This window comes from Komagataeibacter sp. FNDCF1 (genome assembly GCF_021295335.1).
Classification (GTDB): Bacteria; Pseudomonadota; Alphaproteobacteria; order Acetobacterales; family Acetobacteraceae; genus Komagataeibacter.
The window spans coordinates 3,303,581-3,318,470 of the sequence record NZ_JAIWOT010000001.1 but is presented as its reverse complement, the minus strand read 5'-3'; the positions used below and the strand labels follow the sequence as shown (position 1 = coordinate 3,318,470).

Sequence of the window (14,890 nt, the reverse complement as noted above, 5' to 3'; positions counted from 1 at the left end):
CCTCAGGATTCACGCACGGCCGCGATGACCCGGCCGACTTCATTGTCCGACAGTTCGGGGTGCAGCGGCAGCGCCATGATGCGGCGTGACAGATCCTCCGCCACGGGCAGGGCCGCCCCGTCATGGCTGGCGCTGTAGGCGGGCTGCTGGTGCAGCGGACGTGGATAGTAGATGGCCGAGGCGATATGATGCCCCTTGAGCCGGTCCTGCAGCGTCGTGCGCGCGGACTCACCCGTGGTCAGCACGGAATAGACGGACCATGACCCCTGGCTGTCCGGCACGCGGGCGGGCGGTATGACATGGCCTGCAAGCCCCTCGTCATACGCCGCGGCAATTCCGCGCCGGCGCTCGAGTTCCATGTCGAACACATCCAGCTTGGCCAGCAGGATGGCGGCCTGGATCGTGTCCAGCCGGGCGTTCATGCCGGTGCGCAGGACCTCGTAGCGGGTCTTGCCCTCCCCATGCGTGCGCAGCGAGCGGTAGAGTTCGGCGCGCGCGGGGTCGTCGGTCAGGATGCCGCCGGCATCGCCATACGCACCCAGCGGCTTGGAGGGGAAGAAGGACAGCGTGGTCGCCACCGCCTCACGCCCCAGCCTGCGCCCGTGCAGCGTCGCCCCAAAGGCCTGGGCGCAGTCAGCCATGAGGAACAGCTTCTCCTCCGCCGCAATGGCGCGCAGTTCGGCCCACGGCGCAGGCTGGCCGAACAGGTCCACCCCGATCACCGCGCGCGGGCGCAGCCTGCCTGCCTTGCGTACATCGGCAATGCGCTGGCGCAGGCTGGTGGGGTCGATCTGGAAGGTTGCGGGGTCCACATCCACGAATACGGGCGTCGCCCCCAGCACCAGCGGGACTTCCGCCGTGGCGGTGTAGGTAAAGGCAGGCAGGAACACGGCATCGCCCGCACCGATTCCCTCCGCCATCAGCACGATCTGGATGGCATCCGTGCCCGATGATACGCCAACGCAGTGGGCGGCCCCGCTATGGCTGGCCAGCCGCCCCTCCAGCTCGGTCACCTCCGGCCCCATCACGAAGCGGCAGTGCTGCATGACCGCATCGACACGCTGCCTGATTTCGTTGGCGATCAGGCTCTGCTGCTGGGGCAGGTTCAGAAAACCTATGGGTGTCTCCACCGGAGCGTTCATGATGCATTCCTTTCCACATCGACCTGCCCCGCCGGGATGTGCATGTCCATGCCATGCGGGTTATGGGCAAATTCGGGTACAAGCTCCCGGACCAGTTCAAGCGCACGGGCGCAATCACCATCCCGGCATGCCAATGTAAGTGCATCCATGATATTGGCGACCTGCGCAAGGTCCACCGTACGCGGCGTTGCCATCCGCAGGCCGGGACAGCCGGTGGGTTGCAGGATTTCCTTCTTGTAGAACAGGTCTTCCGCCAGCTTCTCGCCCGGCCGCAGGCCGGTGAACCGGATGCTCACGTCGCGCCCCGGCCGCAGCCCGGCCAGAACGATCATCTGCCGTGCAAGATCCACGATCCGCACCGGCGTGCCCATGTCCAGCACGAACACCCCGCCCCGCCGCAGCACGGCGGCAGGACATGTGGCCTGCAATCCCATGCCGCAGGCGGTGGCCTGCAGGACCAGTCCCACCGCTTCCGACACGGTCATGAAATACCGCTCCATGCGCGGGTCGGTCACCGTAAGCGGGCCACCGCGCTCAAGCTGGTGCCGGAACAGCGGAATTACCGAACCGGTCGAACCCATGACATTGCCAAACCGCACGGTCACGCAGCGCATGGCACTGTCCTGCGCGGCCATGCGGGCCTGCACATCCATCGCCTGGCAGTACATTTCCGCCACCCGCTTTGACACCCCCATGACCGAGGCGGGATTGACCGCCTTGTCCGTAGAGACCAGCACCATGGCGCGCGCGCCATGCCGGGCCGCGATATCTGCCACGATGCGGGTGCCGGCCGCGTTGGTCAGCAGCCCCTCGCACGGGTTTTCCTCCACCATGGGCACATGCTTGAGTGCTGCGGCGTGAAACACCAGTTCCGGCTGGAAACGGGCAAAAACCTGCTCCATGCGCGCAGGGTCACGTATATCGGCCAGCACCCGGTGACGCGTCACGTCGGGCGCCTTTTCCCGCAGGTCTATGTCCACCTGCCACAGCGCGAACTCCCCCATGTCCAGCAGCACCAGTTCCTCCGGGCGGTGGCGGGCGATCTGGCGGGCAAGTTCACTGCCGATCGTTCCCCCCGCACCGGTAATCAGCACGCGCCGACCGCCCAGCATGCCGGCCAGCCCCGGTTCATCGACCGACAGGGCCGGGCGGTTGAGCAGGTCGGCCAGCCGGACCGGGTACAGGGGGGCTGCCTGGTCTCCGGCAATACCGGACAGGTCGGGCATGCACCTTACACGGGCGCCCGTATCGTGCACCATCCGCAGCACTGCGGAGAGCCGCTCCCCCCGGAACGCCGTATCCGCCACCACCAGCAGGACGTCGCCGCCATCCGCCATGGCGGGAATGATGCGCGGCAGATCCGCCACCTGTCCCAGCACCGGCACGCCGCGTACCCGCCGCCCCGGCCTGCGCTGGCGGCTTTGCAGCACCATGCCCGCCACACGCCCCGCCATGTCCGGCATGAGCTTGAGGAAACGCGTGGTGTCCGCCCCGTCACCCAGCACGATCACGGGGCAGCCCGTCCGCCCAGACCGCGGGCCTGTCTGCCGCCAGCGCTGATAGCCCGCCCGCATGGTGGCCATGCATATGAAAGCCGTCATGCCATAGACCACGCACCACGGCACGGCACCCGCCAGCATGCCGCCGCCCGCCACCAGCACGCCCATGGCAAGCAGTCCCGCCAGCATGCACGCACAGCCCAGCCGCCAGAAATCGGATCGCCCGGCAAAACGCCAGTGCTGCACGAAAATACGCAACGGCAGGCCGCCAGCGGCAATTCCCCCCATGCCCAGCACCGCCACCCCCCAGACCGGCCAGCCGGCCGGCGCATGCCCGCACAGCACCACGGCCCCCATGGCAGCAATGGCCCCCACGCCCACATCCAGGACACTGTTGACCGCTATGGTCCGTGTCAGGCGCAGGCATGTGGCAAAAGAGCGGCTGTCGGAGGATTGCGTAACCATTACCCTCCTCCTATAGCCGAGCGGAGAGAGGGCAAGAAGGAGAGATCATGCCCGATACCCCACTTTCATGACCCTTGCGCATGTCCTTCATGGTGCAGTTACCCCTGCCACCCTGCTGCTGGTTGCCGCCACCATCATGGCGGCGGTCCTGTCACGGCGGGTCATCGGGCTGCATGTCATGGATTATCCGGACAGCCGGAGCGCTCACGCCGTACCCGTGCCCAAGGGGGGCGGGCTGGCGATTCTGGCCGTATTCGTGACCGGCGTGCCGCTGCTGCAGATCCTGGTCCGCCATACCCCCGATGCCGGGGACATGACACTGCTGGCCGCAGCCGTATGGCTGGGCCTGTTCAGCTGGCGTGATGACATGTACCCCATGCCACCCACATGGAAGCTGGGCGCCCAATGTGCCGCAGCCCTGCTGGTGGCATGGGGCAGTATGGTGGCGGAAGGCCACGGCGTGAACGGGGCGGGACTTGCGTTACGCGCGCTATGGCTTGTGGTGCTGTGCAACGCGCTGAATTTCATGGACGGGCTGAACGGGCTGGCCAGTGGCTGCACGCTTGTTGCGGCACTGGCCACGGCGGGGCTGTGCCTTGTGGCGCACGGTGGCGTGGGAACATGGGGCACGGCACTGGTGCTGGCGGCCGGTATCGCGGGCTTCCTGCCCTTCAACTTTCCCCATGCGCGGCTGTTCATGGGGGATGTGGGCAGCCAGTGCTGCGGGCTGGTGCTGGGCGCGCTGGGACTGCATATGGCCGCCATGCCCCACCTGGCCCACGGGGGCGTGCTCATGCCGCTCATGCTGTATGGCCTGCTGGCGGATGTGGGCTTTACCCTGCTGCGCCGGGCGGCGCTGCGGCGTGCGCTCATGCGCGCGCACCGGGAGCATGTCTACCAGATGGCGCATCGCGCGGGCATGCAGGCCACCCATGTCACGCTGCTGGCCTGGGGGGGCACGCTGTGCGGCTGCATGGCGGCGGCAGCGGTGGGGCTGCATGTCGTGGGCCTGACAGCGCCGCTGATCATGCTGGGCTGCATCCAAGTGGCCTGGGGCGTAACCGTTGCCCGGCGGGTCCGCCACGTGGCGGGACTGGCGTGGTAGAACGAAAAACGGGGGGAACGGCCTGCTGGCCATTCCCCCCGTCCCGTAGCGGCAGATAGTGGGTCCACTACTTGGTCAGGGTAATCTTCATACCCTGTGCCGCGGCGGCCAGGCGGCCACCGGAACTGGATGTATCAAGCCGGATCCGCACGCCCGCCGGATTGTTGAGCAGCACGGCCCCGATGCCGGTGCCTGCCGTCACGTCACCGTTCACGGCACCGTAACTGCCCTCGAAATCCTTGACCCTGTTCAGGTTGTAGACCGTGCCATGCCCCTTGATGTTGGCATAGCCCACGGCCGCGAGCGACCCGCCCTCGATCTTGAAGCGGTAGGTATGGTGCTGGAACACCAGCTTGCCGGTACCCCAGGTGTGGCCGACGCCAATATCAAGTGACTTGAACTTCATGCTCACCTCACCCGACGGTGTGCCGAGCGAGGATTCCTCAGCCATGGCCATGTGCGGCAGACCCGCAAGAGGCGCCATGGCAATGGCGAGAACAGCCAGACGGCGTGACATACGCATGGGAATCAGACCCTTTCCGTTCCTGGATACGTGGTGACCCGCAGATAACTCAGCCAGCGCGGCGCAGTTCCTCCGCGCGGCGTGCGCGGGGTGCCTTGCGGGCCGGGGGGGCCACCTTTTCCTGTGCGGCACCCGCGGTTTCGGTCACGATGCGGCACAGGTCGCGCAGGTAGGCGTTGCCCTTGAGCGTGTGCTTGATCAGCACGGAACGACGGTCCATCGGGTCCGGCGTGCGGCGGGCCAGGTCCAGGTCCTTCAGCCGGTCCAGCGCGCGGGTGATGGCGGGCTTGGACACGTTCAGTTCCGCAGCAAGACCACGCACGGTGTGTGCGTCATCGCTGAGATAGCAGGTCAGGAACACGGCCAGTTGGCGTGCTGACAGGTCCGGGCCGTCACGGCGGACCATGGCGACAATGGTGTCGCGCAGTGAGTTGATCGTCTGGTCCGTATTAGCCGGGGATGCCTTGGCCATCGGTTGAAATCCTCTGTCGAATTATCAGGCCCGCCCCTGGCCCGCCTGAATGCGGAATCGGACCGGGGCTGGAATGATGTTGTCTGGTGCTGCCTATATAATTGGCATTTACGGCATATATAAGTCGCAACAGGCAAATTAGTTCGCCATCAGGATTGTTTCTTTAACGTTGCATTCTGTCCTGTATATTAAATATTTTTAATATGGATTCATAAACTGCTCTTAAACCTAGACTTTCTCCACCCTCCGGCCGGCCAGGCCGTGCAGAATCATTCCATCCATACGTATCGATATGAACCCAGCGCACATCAGTTTTGACAAAATGCTCCAGAAAAAGAGCCGCCGTAATGGCTCCCGCCATCGGTTTGGATGAAATATTGTTCAGGTCTGCCACCGGACTGCGCAGCCATTTACGGTATCCCGGCCAGAGCGGCAGCCGCCACAGCGGGTCGCCACAGGACAGGCCAGCCGCAACGAAAGCCTCACCCGTTTCGTCATTGTTGCTGAACAGGGCTGGCACATCCGGGCCAAGCGCCACGCGGGCCGCGCCGGTCAGGGTAGCGGCATCGACCAGCAGGTCGGGCTGGTGGCCACAGGCCGCGTGCAGCAGGTCACACAGCACGAGTCTCCCCTCCGCATCGGTATTGCCGATTTCTACCGTCAGCCCCGCGCGGGTCCGCACCACGTCGGATGGGCGCATGGCGCGACCGGATACGCTGTTCTCCACGCAGCCCAGCCGCAGTTCCAGCCGGACCGGCAGGTCACGCAGCATGATCAGGCGCGCAAGGGCAAGCATGATGGCAGCCCCCCCCATGTCCTTTTTCATCCGCAGCATGGAGGATGGCGGCTTGAGGTCATAGCCGCCCGTGTCAAAGCACACCCCCTTGCCCACCAGCGAGACCAGGGGCGCGTCATCGGTGGCAGCACTGCCCTGCCAGTGCGCTTCCACCACGCAGGGCGCACGCTCCGAACCCATGCCTACATGCAGCACGGTGGGGAAATCATGCTCCAGCCGGGCGCCCCGCAGGACAGCTACCTGCGCCCCCAGCGGCAGCAGGGCGGATTCCGCCGCGGCGGCAAGATCATCCGGTCCCATAAGGTTGGGTGGCGTGTTGATGAGCGAACGGGCCAGGTTCATGCACTGCGCCATCTGGCTGGCGGCCTGCCCTGCCGGGTCCGCCACCACCAGCCGCGCGGCGGGTACGGCGGGTGCGGTATCACGGCCAAAGGCGGGCATGCGGTAGGCGCCAAGGCAGAAGCCAAGCGCGATCTCCATCTCCGTGACATCGGCGGGCGCGCTGACCCGCCACGGCCCCGCGGGCAGCGAGTCGGGCAGCGCACCGAACACGAACGGGTCAGCACCTTCCGCTTCCGCCGCAATACCCAGCAGCGCGGTGGTAATGGTGCCATCCGCATCGGGCAGGAGCTGGACCTGCCCGTGCCGCGCGGCAAAACCGGCCTGCCGCGCAAAGCGGGCGGCCCCTTCGCCCACCAGCGCGGGCAGTCCATCAAGCATGTCGGGGCGGATGGCATGCACCGTACCGACCGGTTCCCCGCCAACGCTGGCATGGGCAATCAGGCTGTCATGTGTCTGCAACGGGTTCATTGAACGTCCCTATCCTGCATGGCTTCGTATCGGGCAGGGTGCGTCCGGCATCCGGCCAACGCAACACCCGAGGGCACGCACATGTTGTTTTGCTTGCATTTGCCGCCACTTGGCCGGAGCATGGCATCATGACGGGTGTACCCAAGGGCACTGGTGGCCCCTATCGCACAGTGGCCGGACAGGGTTCCGGCTCCCATTCCGACAGGGTGGTGCGGGCCGTGCTCGGCCCGACCAATACCGGCAAGACCCATCTGGCCATGGAACGGCTGCTCTCGCATGGCTCCGGCATCATCGGTTTCCCGCTCCGGCTGCTTGCGCGCGAGAACTATGACCGCATGGTGGCCCGCAAGGGCGCGCAGGCCGTGGCCCTGATAACGGGCGAGGAAAAGATCATCCCGCCCAATGCACGATGGTTTTCGTGCACGGTGGAAGCGATGCCGCTGGACCGGCGGGTGGAATTCGTGGCGGTGGACGAGATCCAGCTCTGCGCCGACCCGGACCGGGGGCACATCTTTACCGACCGGCTGCTCCATGCCCGCGGCACGGCGGAGACCATGTTCCTGGGCGCCGACACCATCCGCAACCTGATCCGCAGGCTGGTGCCGGGCATCGAGATCGAGCACCGGCCCCGCCTGTCGCAACTGACCCATGCGGGAAGCCACAAGCTGACACGCCTGCCCCCGCGTTCGGCCATTGTCGCCTTTTCCGCCAGCGAAGTTTACGCCATTGCCGAACTGCTGCGCCGCAGGCGGGGCGGATGCGCCATTGTCATGGGCCAGCTTTCACCGCGCACGCGCAATGCGCAGGTGGCGCTGTACCAGGAAAAGGAAGTCGACTATCTGGTCGCGACCGATGCAATCGGCATGGGGCTGAACATGGATGTGAACCATGTGGCCTTTGCCAGCCTGTCCAAATTCGATGGCACGCGGGTGCGCCCGCTCAATGCGGGGGAAATCGCGCAGGTGGCGGGCCGCGCCGGGCGTGGCCTGCGCGATGGCACGTTTGGCACCACCGGTACCTGTCCCCCGCTGCACGAGGAACTGGCCGAAGCGGTGGAGGAACACCGTTTCGACCCGCTGACCCGCCTGGCATGGCGGAACAGCGCGCTTGACTTTTCCTCCCCCGCCACCTTGCTGGCCAGCCTCAACCGTGCGTCGCCCCGGCCGGAACTGGTGGCGGGGCATGAGGCAAGCGACGTGCTGACCCTGTCGGCACTGGCGGCGAACAGCGATATCCGCCCGCTGGTCCATTCCCGCGCCGCCACACGGCTGTTGTGGGAAAGCTGCCAGATCCCCGATTTCCGCAAGCTGGGTGATGACAGCCATATCCGCCTGTGCGGCCGCATCTTCACCCATCTCATTACCGATGGGCGTATCCCGGCGGCGTGGATGGAAAACCAGATCACCCATTTCTTCCAGACGGAAGGCACCATAGACAGCCTGATGCAGCGGCTGGCGGGCATAAGGGTGTGCAGCTATATCGCGGCCCGGACCAGCTGGATCACCAATGCCGCGCACTGGCAGGCCCGCACGCGGGAGGCGGAGAACCGTCTGTCCGATGTGCTGCACGAACAGCTGACTGCCCGCTTTGTCGACCGCCGCGCCACGACCCTGATCCGCCGGCTGGATGAAGGGGGGCACGACAGCCTGCTCTCCGCCGTGACCGCACAGGGCAACGTGGTGGTGGAAGGGCATGAGGTCGGTCGCATTGCCGGACTGGACCTGATCGCGGGCGAACACACGGACGCCGAGGATGGCCGCCTGCTCATGCGCGCGGCCCGCCGGGCGGTGCGCAGCGAAATTCCGCGTCGTGTCGCCCTGCTGGTGGGTGATGATGACCAGCAGTTCGTCTTCTCCGCCGACGGGACGCATGTGCTGTGGCAGGGCATGCCCATCGCCCGCATGCGCCCCGGCGGGGATGTCCTTTCCCCCCGCCCGCAGGTGCTTGACAACCCGCTGCTGGACAATGCGCAGCGCGAGCGCATCCGTGATCGCCTCCAGTCGTGGATCGGACAGGTAGTGCGCACGCATCTTGCGCCCCTGTTCGCCGTGCAGGCGGCGGTGGCCGGCACGCCGGAACTGCGCGGTATCGTGCACCGCCTGCTGGAGGGCGCGGGCATCGCCCCCCTGCACCGTGGCGAACGCCCCCGCCCGGACATGCTCCACCGCCTGCGCCAGCTTGGCATACGGGTCGGGCATTACAGCATGTTCATGCCCGCAATCCTGAAGGAACGCCCGATGCAACTGCGCGGGTGGCTTGTGGCGATCAGCCTGGACATGCCCTGTCCGCCCCTGCCCGCCATGGGCCGCGTGACCCTTGCACCCGATGCGCTGCCTGCCGCCTTCATGGACCGGATGGGCTGGCTGGATGCGGGGCCGGTGCGGATCAGGCTGGATATAGCGGAAAAATTCGTTCTTGAACTGGCGCGGATGACCCGGCATGCGCCCGTGCCACTCCCCCCTCTCCTCGCCTCCCGCCTGGGCGTACGGCGTGAAATGCTCCCTGCCGTAATGAAGGGGCTGGACCTGCGGGTCCATCATCCCCGCCCCATGGCGGCTGACAGTTACGGGCCGCCCGCGCCACTCATGATCCGGTTCCAGCCAAGGGACGAGAATGGCAGGAAAGGAAAAACACCCCGCACGCCCCCCCGCAGGGCCGGAAAGCCGCAGCAGCCCGCACCGGGCCGCCGTTCCACCCGGCCCGACAGCCCTTTTGCCGCCCTTGCCACCCTTTTCAACCGTTCCTGACCGCCATGAAACAGCCCCAATCCCCCCCGACCATAACTGTCCAGCGGCTGGACCTGTGGCTGCTCCATGCCCGTTTTGGCCGGAGCCGCTCTGCCTGCGCGCAACTGGCAACAGGCGGGCAGGTCCGCATAAACCGCCAGCGCGTGACCAAGGCCCATGCCCAGGTCCATATCGGGGATATCCTGACCCTGCCCGCGCCAGACAGGAAGACGGTCATCGTGATACATGTCAGGGCCTGTGCCGAACGGCGGCAATCCGCGCCGCTTGCACAACTTCTGTATGAAATTGTTCCGGAAACTGTCTGAATATTGTGGCACTGCCGCCCATGCTGGCCCTGATTATGCATTACCCGCCGTCTTGGGCTTGCCACGACAGGAAAACACTCTCATATCTTCCGCCATTCCCGATGAGGTCATGCCCCGCGTGGCGCCTCATCCCTTTCAATGGCCGGGCCTATTGCCGCAGGCCGAACAAATAATGATCGGAGATAGGCGATGACCTATGTGGTCACCGAAAACTGCATTCGCTGCAAATTCACGGATTGTGTCGAAGTCTGTCCGGTTGACTGCTTCTACGCGGGTGAGAACTTTCTCGTAATCAATCCGGATGAATGCATCGACTGTGGTGTGTGCGAACCCGAATGCCCGGCTGAGGCCATCTTCCCCGATAGCGACGATCGCGCCACCCCCTGGGCCGAACTGAATGCCAAATACGCCGCCGTGTGGCCCAACATCACGCGCAAGCTCGATGCCCCGGCCGATGCCGAGGAATGGAAAGACAAGCCCAACAAGAAGGAGCTTCTCTCTCCCGAACCGCAGAAAGGCTGATCCCGGCCGTGGCCGCGGGATCACTTTCCCCAATAAAAAAGACCGGCACGGTATCCCGTGCCGGTCTTTTTTTATGCTGTCCGGCCCGGGGGCAGTCACCTGCTCCCGAACCCCGACATGATACCGCTTAGCGCGACATCATGTTGATGGACGTGTCATGCATGATGAACATCGTGCCGGCCACAAGGACCAGAACCGACAGCACCGTGAAGACAAATGCCATGACATTCCAGCGCTGCTCGGACGAACCGTTCATGTGCAGGAAGTAGATCAGGTGAACAACGATCTGGACAACCGCCAGCAGGGCAATCGCCCCGCCCGTGGCGGAGGGTGACATCGCATGCGACATCACCAGACCGAATGCTGCAACCGTGAGGATAACAGCAAGTACGAACCCGGTAAGGTAAGACCCTACGCTCCCGTGGCTCTCTCCCGAGGAAGAAATATGGTCTCCCATCAGATCACACTCATCAGATAGACAAAGGAGAAGACACAGATCCAGACAATGTCCAGAAAGTGCCAGAACAGGCTGAGGCAGGTCAGCTTGCCCATCATGCGCTCGTTCAGCTCGGTCTTGCCAGCCGTCTGGAACAGCAGGACCGCCATCCACAGCAGGCCGCAGGTGACATGCAGACCATGCGTGCCAACCAGCGTGAAGAACGACGACAGGAACGCGCTGCGATCCGGGCCGTTGCCTTCGGCAATCATGTGCGAGAACTCACGGATTTCCATGAACAGGAAGCCCAGGCCCAGCAGGAAGGTCACCCCGAGCCAGGTCCGCATGGTGCTGACCTTGTTCTCGTGGGCAGCAATCATGCCGAAACCGTAGGTGATGGAGCTGAACAGCAGGATTGCCGTTTCAATGCCAACACCCGAAAGTTCGAACACTTCGTGGCCGGTCGGACCGCCGGCAAACTGGTCACGCAGCACCGCGAACACTGCAAACAGTGTACCGAAGATGATGCAGTCCGTCATCAGATACAGCCAGAACCCGAACACCACGGGAGATTCGTGGTGTTCATCATGGGCATGGCCTGCATCAGCAGTCATGTTTTGCGCCATTATTCCGCTGCCTGTGCTGCCATAAGTTTATGGGTGTGCTCCTGCTCAATGCGAACCACCTCGGACACCGGCACATAGTAGTCGACGTCATTGTCGGACGAGCGGGCGATCACCGTAGCGATGACACCGATCAGACCGACGGCCGCCAGCCACCAGATGTACCAGATCGCACCGAAGCCAAGCACGAAGCTGAAGGCACCGATCAGGAAACCGCATGCCGTATTCTTGGGCATGTGGATCGGCTGGTAGTTACCACCGGCCTGACGGGTGTCGATACCAGCTTCCTTGTCGTGAGCAAAAGCATCGAGCTCATGCACTTCCGGCAGGATCGCAAAGTTGTAGAACGGCGGGGGCGAAGACGTGGACCATTCCAGCGTACGTGCGTTCCAGGGATCGCCCGTCAGGTCCAGGTTTTCAGCCAGGTTACGGTCACGGATCGAGACATACAGCTGGGTCAGCTGGCACACGATACCGCAAGCAATCATGACGGCGCCAACTTCAGCCAGCAGCAGCCACGGGTGCCATTCGGGGTTGTCGTAGTGGTTCATACGACGGGTCATGCCCTCGAAACCAAGGACATACAGCGGAACGAAGGCGAAGTAGAAGCCAACGAACCACAGCCAGAACGCGCGCTTGCCCCAGGTTTCGTTCAGCTTGAAGCCGAAAGCCTTCGGGAACCAGAAGTTCATGGCAGCAACGTAACCGAAGTACACGCCACCGATGATCACGTTATGGAAGTGGGCGATCACGAACAGCGAGTTGTGGAGAACGAAGTCAGAGGCCGGGATGGCCAGCATGACGCCCGTCATACCACCGATCGAGAAGGTGATCATGAAGCCGATCACCCAGTACATGGTCGCGTGGAATTCGATACGCCCCTTGTACATCGTGAACAGCCAGTTGAAGATCTTCACCCCGGTCGGAACCGCGATGATCATCGTCATGATACCGAAGAACGCATTCACGTTCGGGCCGGCACCCATGGTGAAGAAGTGGTGAACCCACACCACCAGCGACAGGACCATGATGGAAGCGGTCGCGTAGACCATGGTCTTGTAGCCGAACAGCGGCTTGCGGGAGAAGGTCTGCGTGATTTCGGAGAAGGCACCGAAGGCAGGCAGGACCAGGATGTACACTTCCGGATGGCCCCAGCCCCAGATCACGCTCAGATAGAGCATCTGGTTGCCGCCGCCGTCATTGGTGAAGAAGTGCATGCCCAGGTAACGGTCCAGACCCAGCAGGCCCATGGCGACCGTCAGGATCGGGAAGGCAACCATGATCAGCACGGTCGTGCAGAAGATGGTCCAGGTGAACACCGGCATACGCATGTAGGTCATGCCAGGCGCACGCATCTTAACGATGGTGGCGAAGAAGTTCACACCCGTCAGCAGCGTGCCCACACCGGACAGCTGAACCGCCCAGATATAGTAGTCAACACCGACACCGGGGCTGAACTGCTGCTCGGACAGGGGCGGATAGGCCAGCCAGCCGCACTGCGAGAACTCACCGATGAACAGCGAGACGTTGACCAGCAGGAAGCTGATGGTCGTCATCCAGAAGCTCAGCGTGTTCACGAAGGGGAAGGCCACGTCGCGCGCACCGATCTGCAGCGGCACCACGATGTTCATCAGACCCTGCATGAACGCCATGGCCATGAAGAAAATCATGATGGTGCCGTGGGCGGAGAAGATCTGGTCATAATGGTGCGGCGGCAGGTAGCCGGGGTTACCGGCATAGGCCGGCGCGAGCTGGGAGCGCATCATGATCGCGTCCGCAAAACCACGGAACAGCGCCACGAGGGCAACAACGATATACATGACACCAATGCGCTTGTGGTCGACCGAGGTCAGCCATTCACGCCACAGGTAGCCCCATTTACCGTAATAGGTGATGAGACCGACAACAGCGAGGCCAGCAATGGCCGCACCGATGAACGTCCCAACAAGGATCGGCACATCATAAGGAATGGCCGACAAAGTCAATTTGCCAAACATCTGTCCTATTCCTTCATGTTCATGTCGGACATCGCGGACTGCTGCACATGCAGCATCTTGCCGGTGCTCTTATCCATGACCATGCCGTTGTTGTACTTGGCAACGATATCATCGAAGAGACCCGCATCGACATGCGAGAAGTATTCAACCGGGTTGGCCTCGCTCGGCGCGGCCAGCTTCGGATAGCTTGCGCTGTCCAGCTGCTCGGAAGAAGCCTTAACCTTCTCTACCCATGCGCTGTACTGGTCCGCAGGCATTGCCAGCGCACGGAAACGCATGTCGGAGAAGCCACGGCCGCTGAAGTTGGAGGATTCACCCTGGAAATCACCCGCTTCATTGGCGATCAGATGCAGCTGTGTCTGCATCCCGGCCATGGCGTAGATCATCGTACCGAGCTGCGGGATGAAGAACGAGTTCATCACGGAGTCAGAGGTGATCCGGAAATCAACCGGCGTATTCACCGGCATGGCCATCTGGTTGACGGTCGCGATCCCCTCATCCGGATAGATGAAGAGCCACTTCCAGTCCAGTGCCACAACATCGACATGAATGGGCTTGACGTTGGCATCAGCCTCAATCGGCTTGTACGGGTCAAGCGAATGACATGTCTGATAGGTCAGCACCGCCAGGAACAGGATGATCAGGCTGGGAACGGCCCAGATGACAACCTCGATCTTGTTGGAATGCGACCATTTCGGCAGGTATTCCGCCGAAGTGTTGGACTGACGGTACTGCCATGCGAACAGCAGCGTCAGGATACATACCGGTATGACAACCAGCAGCATCGCGTAGGTCGAGGTCAGGATCAGGCTTTTTTCCTGAGCACCGATCACGCCCTTGGGGTCGAGTGTATCCCATGTGCAGCCTGCTAACAGCGCTGCTGAAGATAGACTCATCAGCTTTGTTAATCTTGGCAAGATTTTTTTCTTCATCTCACGCCTCGTTGGTTTCGACATCACCCTGTTTTGCTCACATCCTCGCTTCATCCACGGGCTTAGACAACAACGGCCACGTTATACGCTTGGCGGGAAAAACGCATCCGGCTTTCCCCCGGCACCCAGCGACATCGCGCCTAAGTCGACTTCCGAAATCGAAAAACGCTCGCTTTCGGTTTGCATCCGTCATGAGTTAGTAGCCGACCGGCTGACCATGATCTTGATCAATACGGCCCGCCAGACCTTACGTAATCATTACTATCAGGGCAGATCGGACCATAAATCGCGATGCCATCCTGTGTGCTGAAGCGCATGTTCTGTGCCGCATACCCTTTCATATAGTTTTTCTATTCAAGGGTTATCCGACCGGAATGGCCTCAGAGGCAAGCCTTCACATAATATTTCAATAGATTTCATTTCCAAAAATTTATTTAAAAAAGGCCATATTTTACAATGAGTTGCCTAAGTGACATCCACCTCACACTCTCGTCATTTAATATTTTCTATATATGA

The 14,890-nt window shown here is 62.8% G+C and carries 13 protein-coding genes; 4 read left to right on the top strand and 9 right to left on the bottom strand.

Translation table 11 applies throughout. The annotated features are described in order from the left end of the window. Positions 1 to 2: 2 nt before the first annotated feature. On the bottom strand, positions 3 to 1,142 hold the full coding sequence (locus tag LDL32_RS15565) for a DegT/DnrJ/EryC1/StrS aminotransferase family protein (RefSeq protein WP_233068346.1): 1,140 nt from the start codon (positions 1,140 to 1,142) through the stop codon (positions 3 to 5). Continuing rightward, positions 1,139 to 3,106 carry a nucleoside-diphosphate sugar epimerase/dehydratase gene (locus tag LDL32_RS15560; protein WP_233068345.1) on the bottom strand — a complete coding sequence of 656 codons (1,968 nt, stop codon included), beginning with the start codon at positions 3,104 to 3,106 and terminating at the stop codon, positions 1,139 to 1,141. The genes LDL32_RS15565 and LDL32_RS15560 overlap by 4 nt, the downstream gene beginning before the upstream one ends. Positions 3,107 to 3,173: 67 nt before the next feature. Here LDL32_RS15560 and LDL32_RS15555 point away from each other — a divergent pair, with 67 nt between their 5' ends. Beyond that, positions 3,174 to 4,211: a glycosyltransferase family 4 protein gene (locus LDL32_RS15555; protein WP_233068344.1), complete on the top strand. Its 1,038-nt coding sequence runs from the start codon at positions 3,174 to 3,176 to the stop codon at positions 4,209 to 4,211. A gap of 67 nt (positions 4,212 to 4,278) precedes the next feature. Here LDL32_RS15555 and LDL32_RS15550 read toward each other — a convergent pair whose 3' ends face one another. The 3 genes from LDL32_RS15550 to LDL32_RS15540 form a co-directional block, all read right to left on the bottom strand. Next, entirely contained in the window at positions 4,279 to 4,734 is a 456-nt protein-coding gene (locus LDL32_RS15550; RefSeq protein ID WP_233068343.1) for a hypothetical protein, read from the bottom strand. A gap of 49 nt (positions 4,735 to 4,783) precedes the next feature. Continuing rightward, positions 4,784 to 5,206 carry a MarR family winged helix-turn-helix transcriptional regulator gene (locus LDL32_RS15545; RefSeq protein ID WP_233068342.1) on the bottom strand — a complete coding sequence of 141 codons (423 nt, stop codon included), beginning with the start codon at positions 5,204 to 5,206 and terminating at the stop codon, positions 4,784 to 4,786. Between the two features lie 163 nt (positions 5,207 to 5,369). Beyond that, positions 5,370 to 6,812, bottom strand: coding sequence for a M17 family metallopeptidase (locus tag LDL32_RS15540; RefSeq protein WP_233068341.1), 1,443 nt, complete (start codon positions 6,810 to 6,812; stop codon positions 5,370 to 5,372). A 128-nt stretch (positions 6,813 to 6,940) separates the two neighbouring features. Between LDL32_RS15540 and LDL32_RS15535 the strand changes: the two genes are divergently transcribed. The 3 genes from LDL32_RS15535 (at position 6,941) to fdxA (ending at position 10,386) form a co-directional block, all read left to right on the top strand. Beyond that, positions 6,941 to 9,559, top strand: coding sequence for a helicase-related protein (locus LDL32_RS15535; RefSeq protein WP_233068340.1), 2,619 nt, complete (start codon positions 6,941 to 6,943; stop codon positions 9,557 to 9,559). A gap of 5 nt (positions 9,560 to 9,564) precedes the next feature. Continuing rightward, positions 9,565 to 9,864 carry an RNA-binding S4 domain-containing protein gene (locus LDL32_RS15530; protein WP_233068338.1) on the top strand — a complete coding sequence of 100 codons (300 nt, stop codon included), beginning with the start codon at positions 9,565 to 9,567 and terminating at the stop codon, positions 9,862 to 9,864. 189 nt (positions 9,865 to 10,053) lie between these two features. Further along, the gene (gene fdxA, locus LDL32_RS15525) at positions 10,054 to 10,386 is read left to right on the top strand and encodes a ferredoxin FdxA (RefSeq protein WP_039732808.1); all 333 of its coding nucleotides are present in this window, start codon (positions 10,054 to 10,056) and stop codon (positions 10,384 to 10,386) included. A gap of 127 nt (positions 10,387 to 10,513) precedes the next feature. Here fdxA and cyoD read toward each other — a convergent pair whose 3' ends face one another. The 4 genes from cyoD to cyoA are packed head-to-tail and all read right to left on the bottom strand — an operon-like array spanning position 10,514 to position 14,374. After that, a complete protein-coding gene (gene cyoD / locus LDL32_RS15520; RefSeq protein WP_014106571.1) occupies positions 10,514 to 10,843 on the bottom strand; it encodes a cytochrome o ubiquinol oxidase subunit IV in 330 nt (109 codons plus the stop codon). Next, positions 10,843 to 11,448 (bottom strand): cytochrome o ubiquinol oxidase subunit III, encoded by a 606-nt coding sequence (cyoC, locus tag LDL32_RS15515; RefSeq protein ID WP_233068337.1) that lies wholly within the window; start codon positions 11,446 to 11,448, stop codon positions 10,843 to 10,845. The genes cyoD and cyoC overlap by 1 nt, the downstream gene beginning before the upstream one ends. Next, complete coding sequence (gene cyoB, locus LDL32_RS15510; RefSeq protein ID WP_233068336.1) at positions 11,448 to 13,442, bottom strand: cytochrome o ubiquinol oxidase subunit I; 1,995 nt, start codon at positions 13,440 to 13,442, stop codon at positions 11,448 to 11,450. The genes cyoC and cyoB overlap by 1 nt, the downstream gene beginning before the upstream one ends. Positions 13,443 to 13,447: 5 nt before the next feature. Further along, positions 13,448 to 14,374 (bottom strand): ubiquinol oxidase subunit II, encoded by a 927-nt coding sequence (cyoA, locus tag LDL32_RS15505; RefSeq protein WP_233068335.1) that lies wholly within the window; start codon positions 14,372 to 14,374, stop codon positions 13,448 to 13,450. Positions 14,375 to 14,890 lie beyond the last annotated feature (516 nt).

What these genes read in the sequence shown, in the direction of transcription:
- LDL32_RS15565 (WP_233068346.1), bottom strand. Translation starts at nt 1,142, where the DNA reads ATGAACGCTCCGGTGGAGACACCCATAGGTTTTCTGAACCTGCCCCAG.
- LDL32_RS15560 (WP_233068345.1), bottom strand. Translation starts at nt 3,106, where the DNA reads ATGGTTACGCAATCCTCCGACAGCCGCTCTTTTGCCACATGCCTGCGC.
- LDL32_RS15555 (WP_233068344.1), top strand. Translation starts at nt 3,174, where the DNA reads ATGACCCTTGCGCATGTCCTTCATGGTGCAGTTACCCCTGCCACCCTG.
- LDL32_RS15550 (WP_233068343.1), bottom strand. Translation starts at nt 4,734, where the DNA reads ATGCGTATGTCACGCCGTCTGGCTGTTCTCGCCATTGCCATGGCGCCT.
- LDL32_RS15545 (WP_233068342.1), bottom strand. Translation starts at nt 5,206, where the DNA reads ATGGCCAAGGCATCCCCGGCTAATACGGACCAGACGATCAACTCACTG.
- LDL32_RS15540 (WP_233068341.1), bottom strand. Translation starts at nt 6,812, where the DNA reads ATGAACCCGTTGCAGACACATGACAGCCTGATTGCCCATGCCAGCGTT.
- LDL32_RS15535 (WP_233068340.1), top strand. Translation starts at nt 6,941, where the DNA reads ATGACGGGTGTACCCAAGGGCACTGGTGGCCCCTATCGCACAGTGGCC.
- LDL32_RS15530 (WP_233068338.1), top strand. Translation starts at nt 9,565, where the DNA reads ATGAAACAGCCCCAATCCCCCCCGACCATAACTGTCCAGCGGCTGGAC.
- fdxA (WP_039732808.1), top strand. Translation starts at nt 10,054, where the DNA reads ATGACCTATGTGGTCACCGAAAACTGCATTCGCTGCAAATTCACGGAT.
- cyoD (WP_014106571.1), bottom strand. Translation starts at nt 10,843, where the DNA reads ATGGGAGACCATATTTCTTCCTCGGGAGAGAGCCACGGGAGCGTAGGG.
- cyoC (WP_233068337.1), bottom strand. Translation starts at nt 11,448, where the DNA reads ATGGCGCAAAACATGACTGCTGATGCAGGCCATGCCCATGATGAACAC.
- cyoB (WP_233068336.1), bottom strand. Translation starts at nt 13,442, where the DNA reads ATGTTTGGCAAATTGACTTTGTCGGCCATTCCTTATGATGTGCCGATC.
- cyoA (WP_233068335.1), bottom strand. Translation starts at nt 14,374, where the DNA reads ATGAAGAAAAAAATCTTGCCAAGATTAACAAAGCTGATGAGTCTATCT.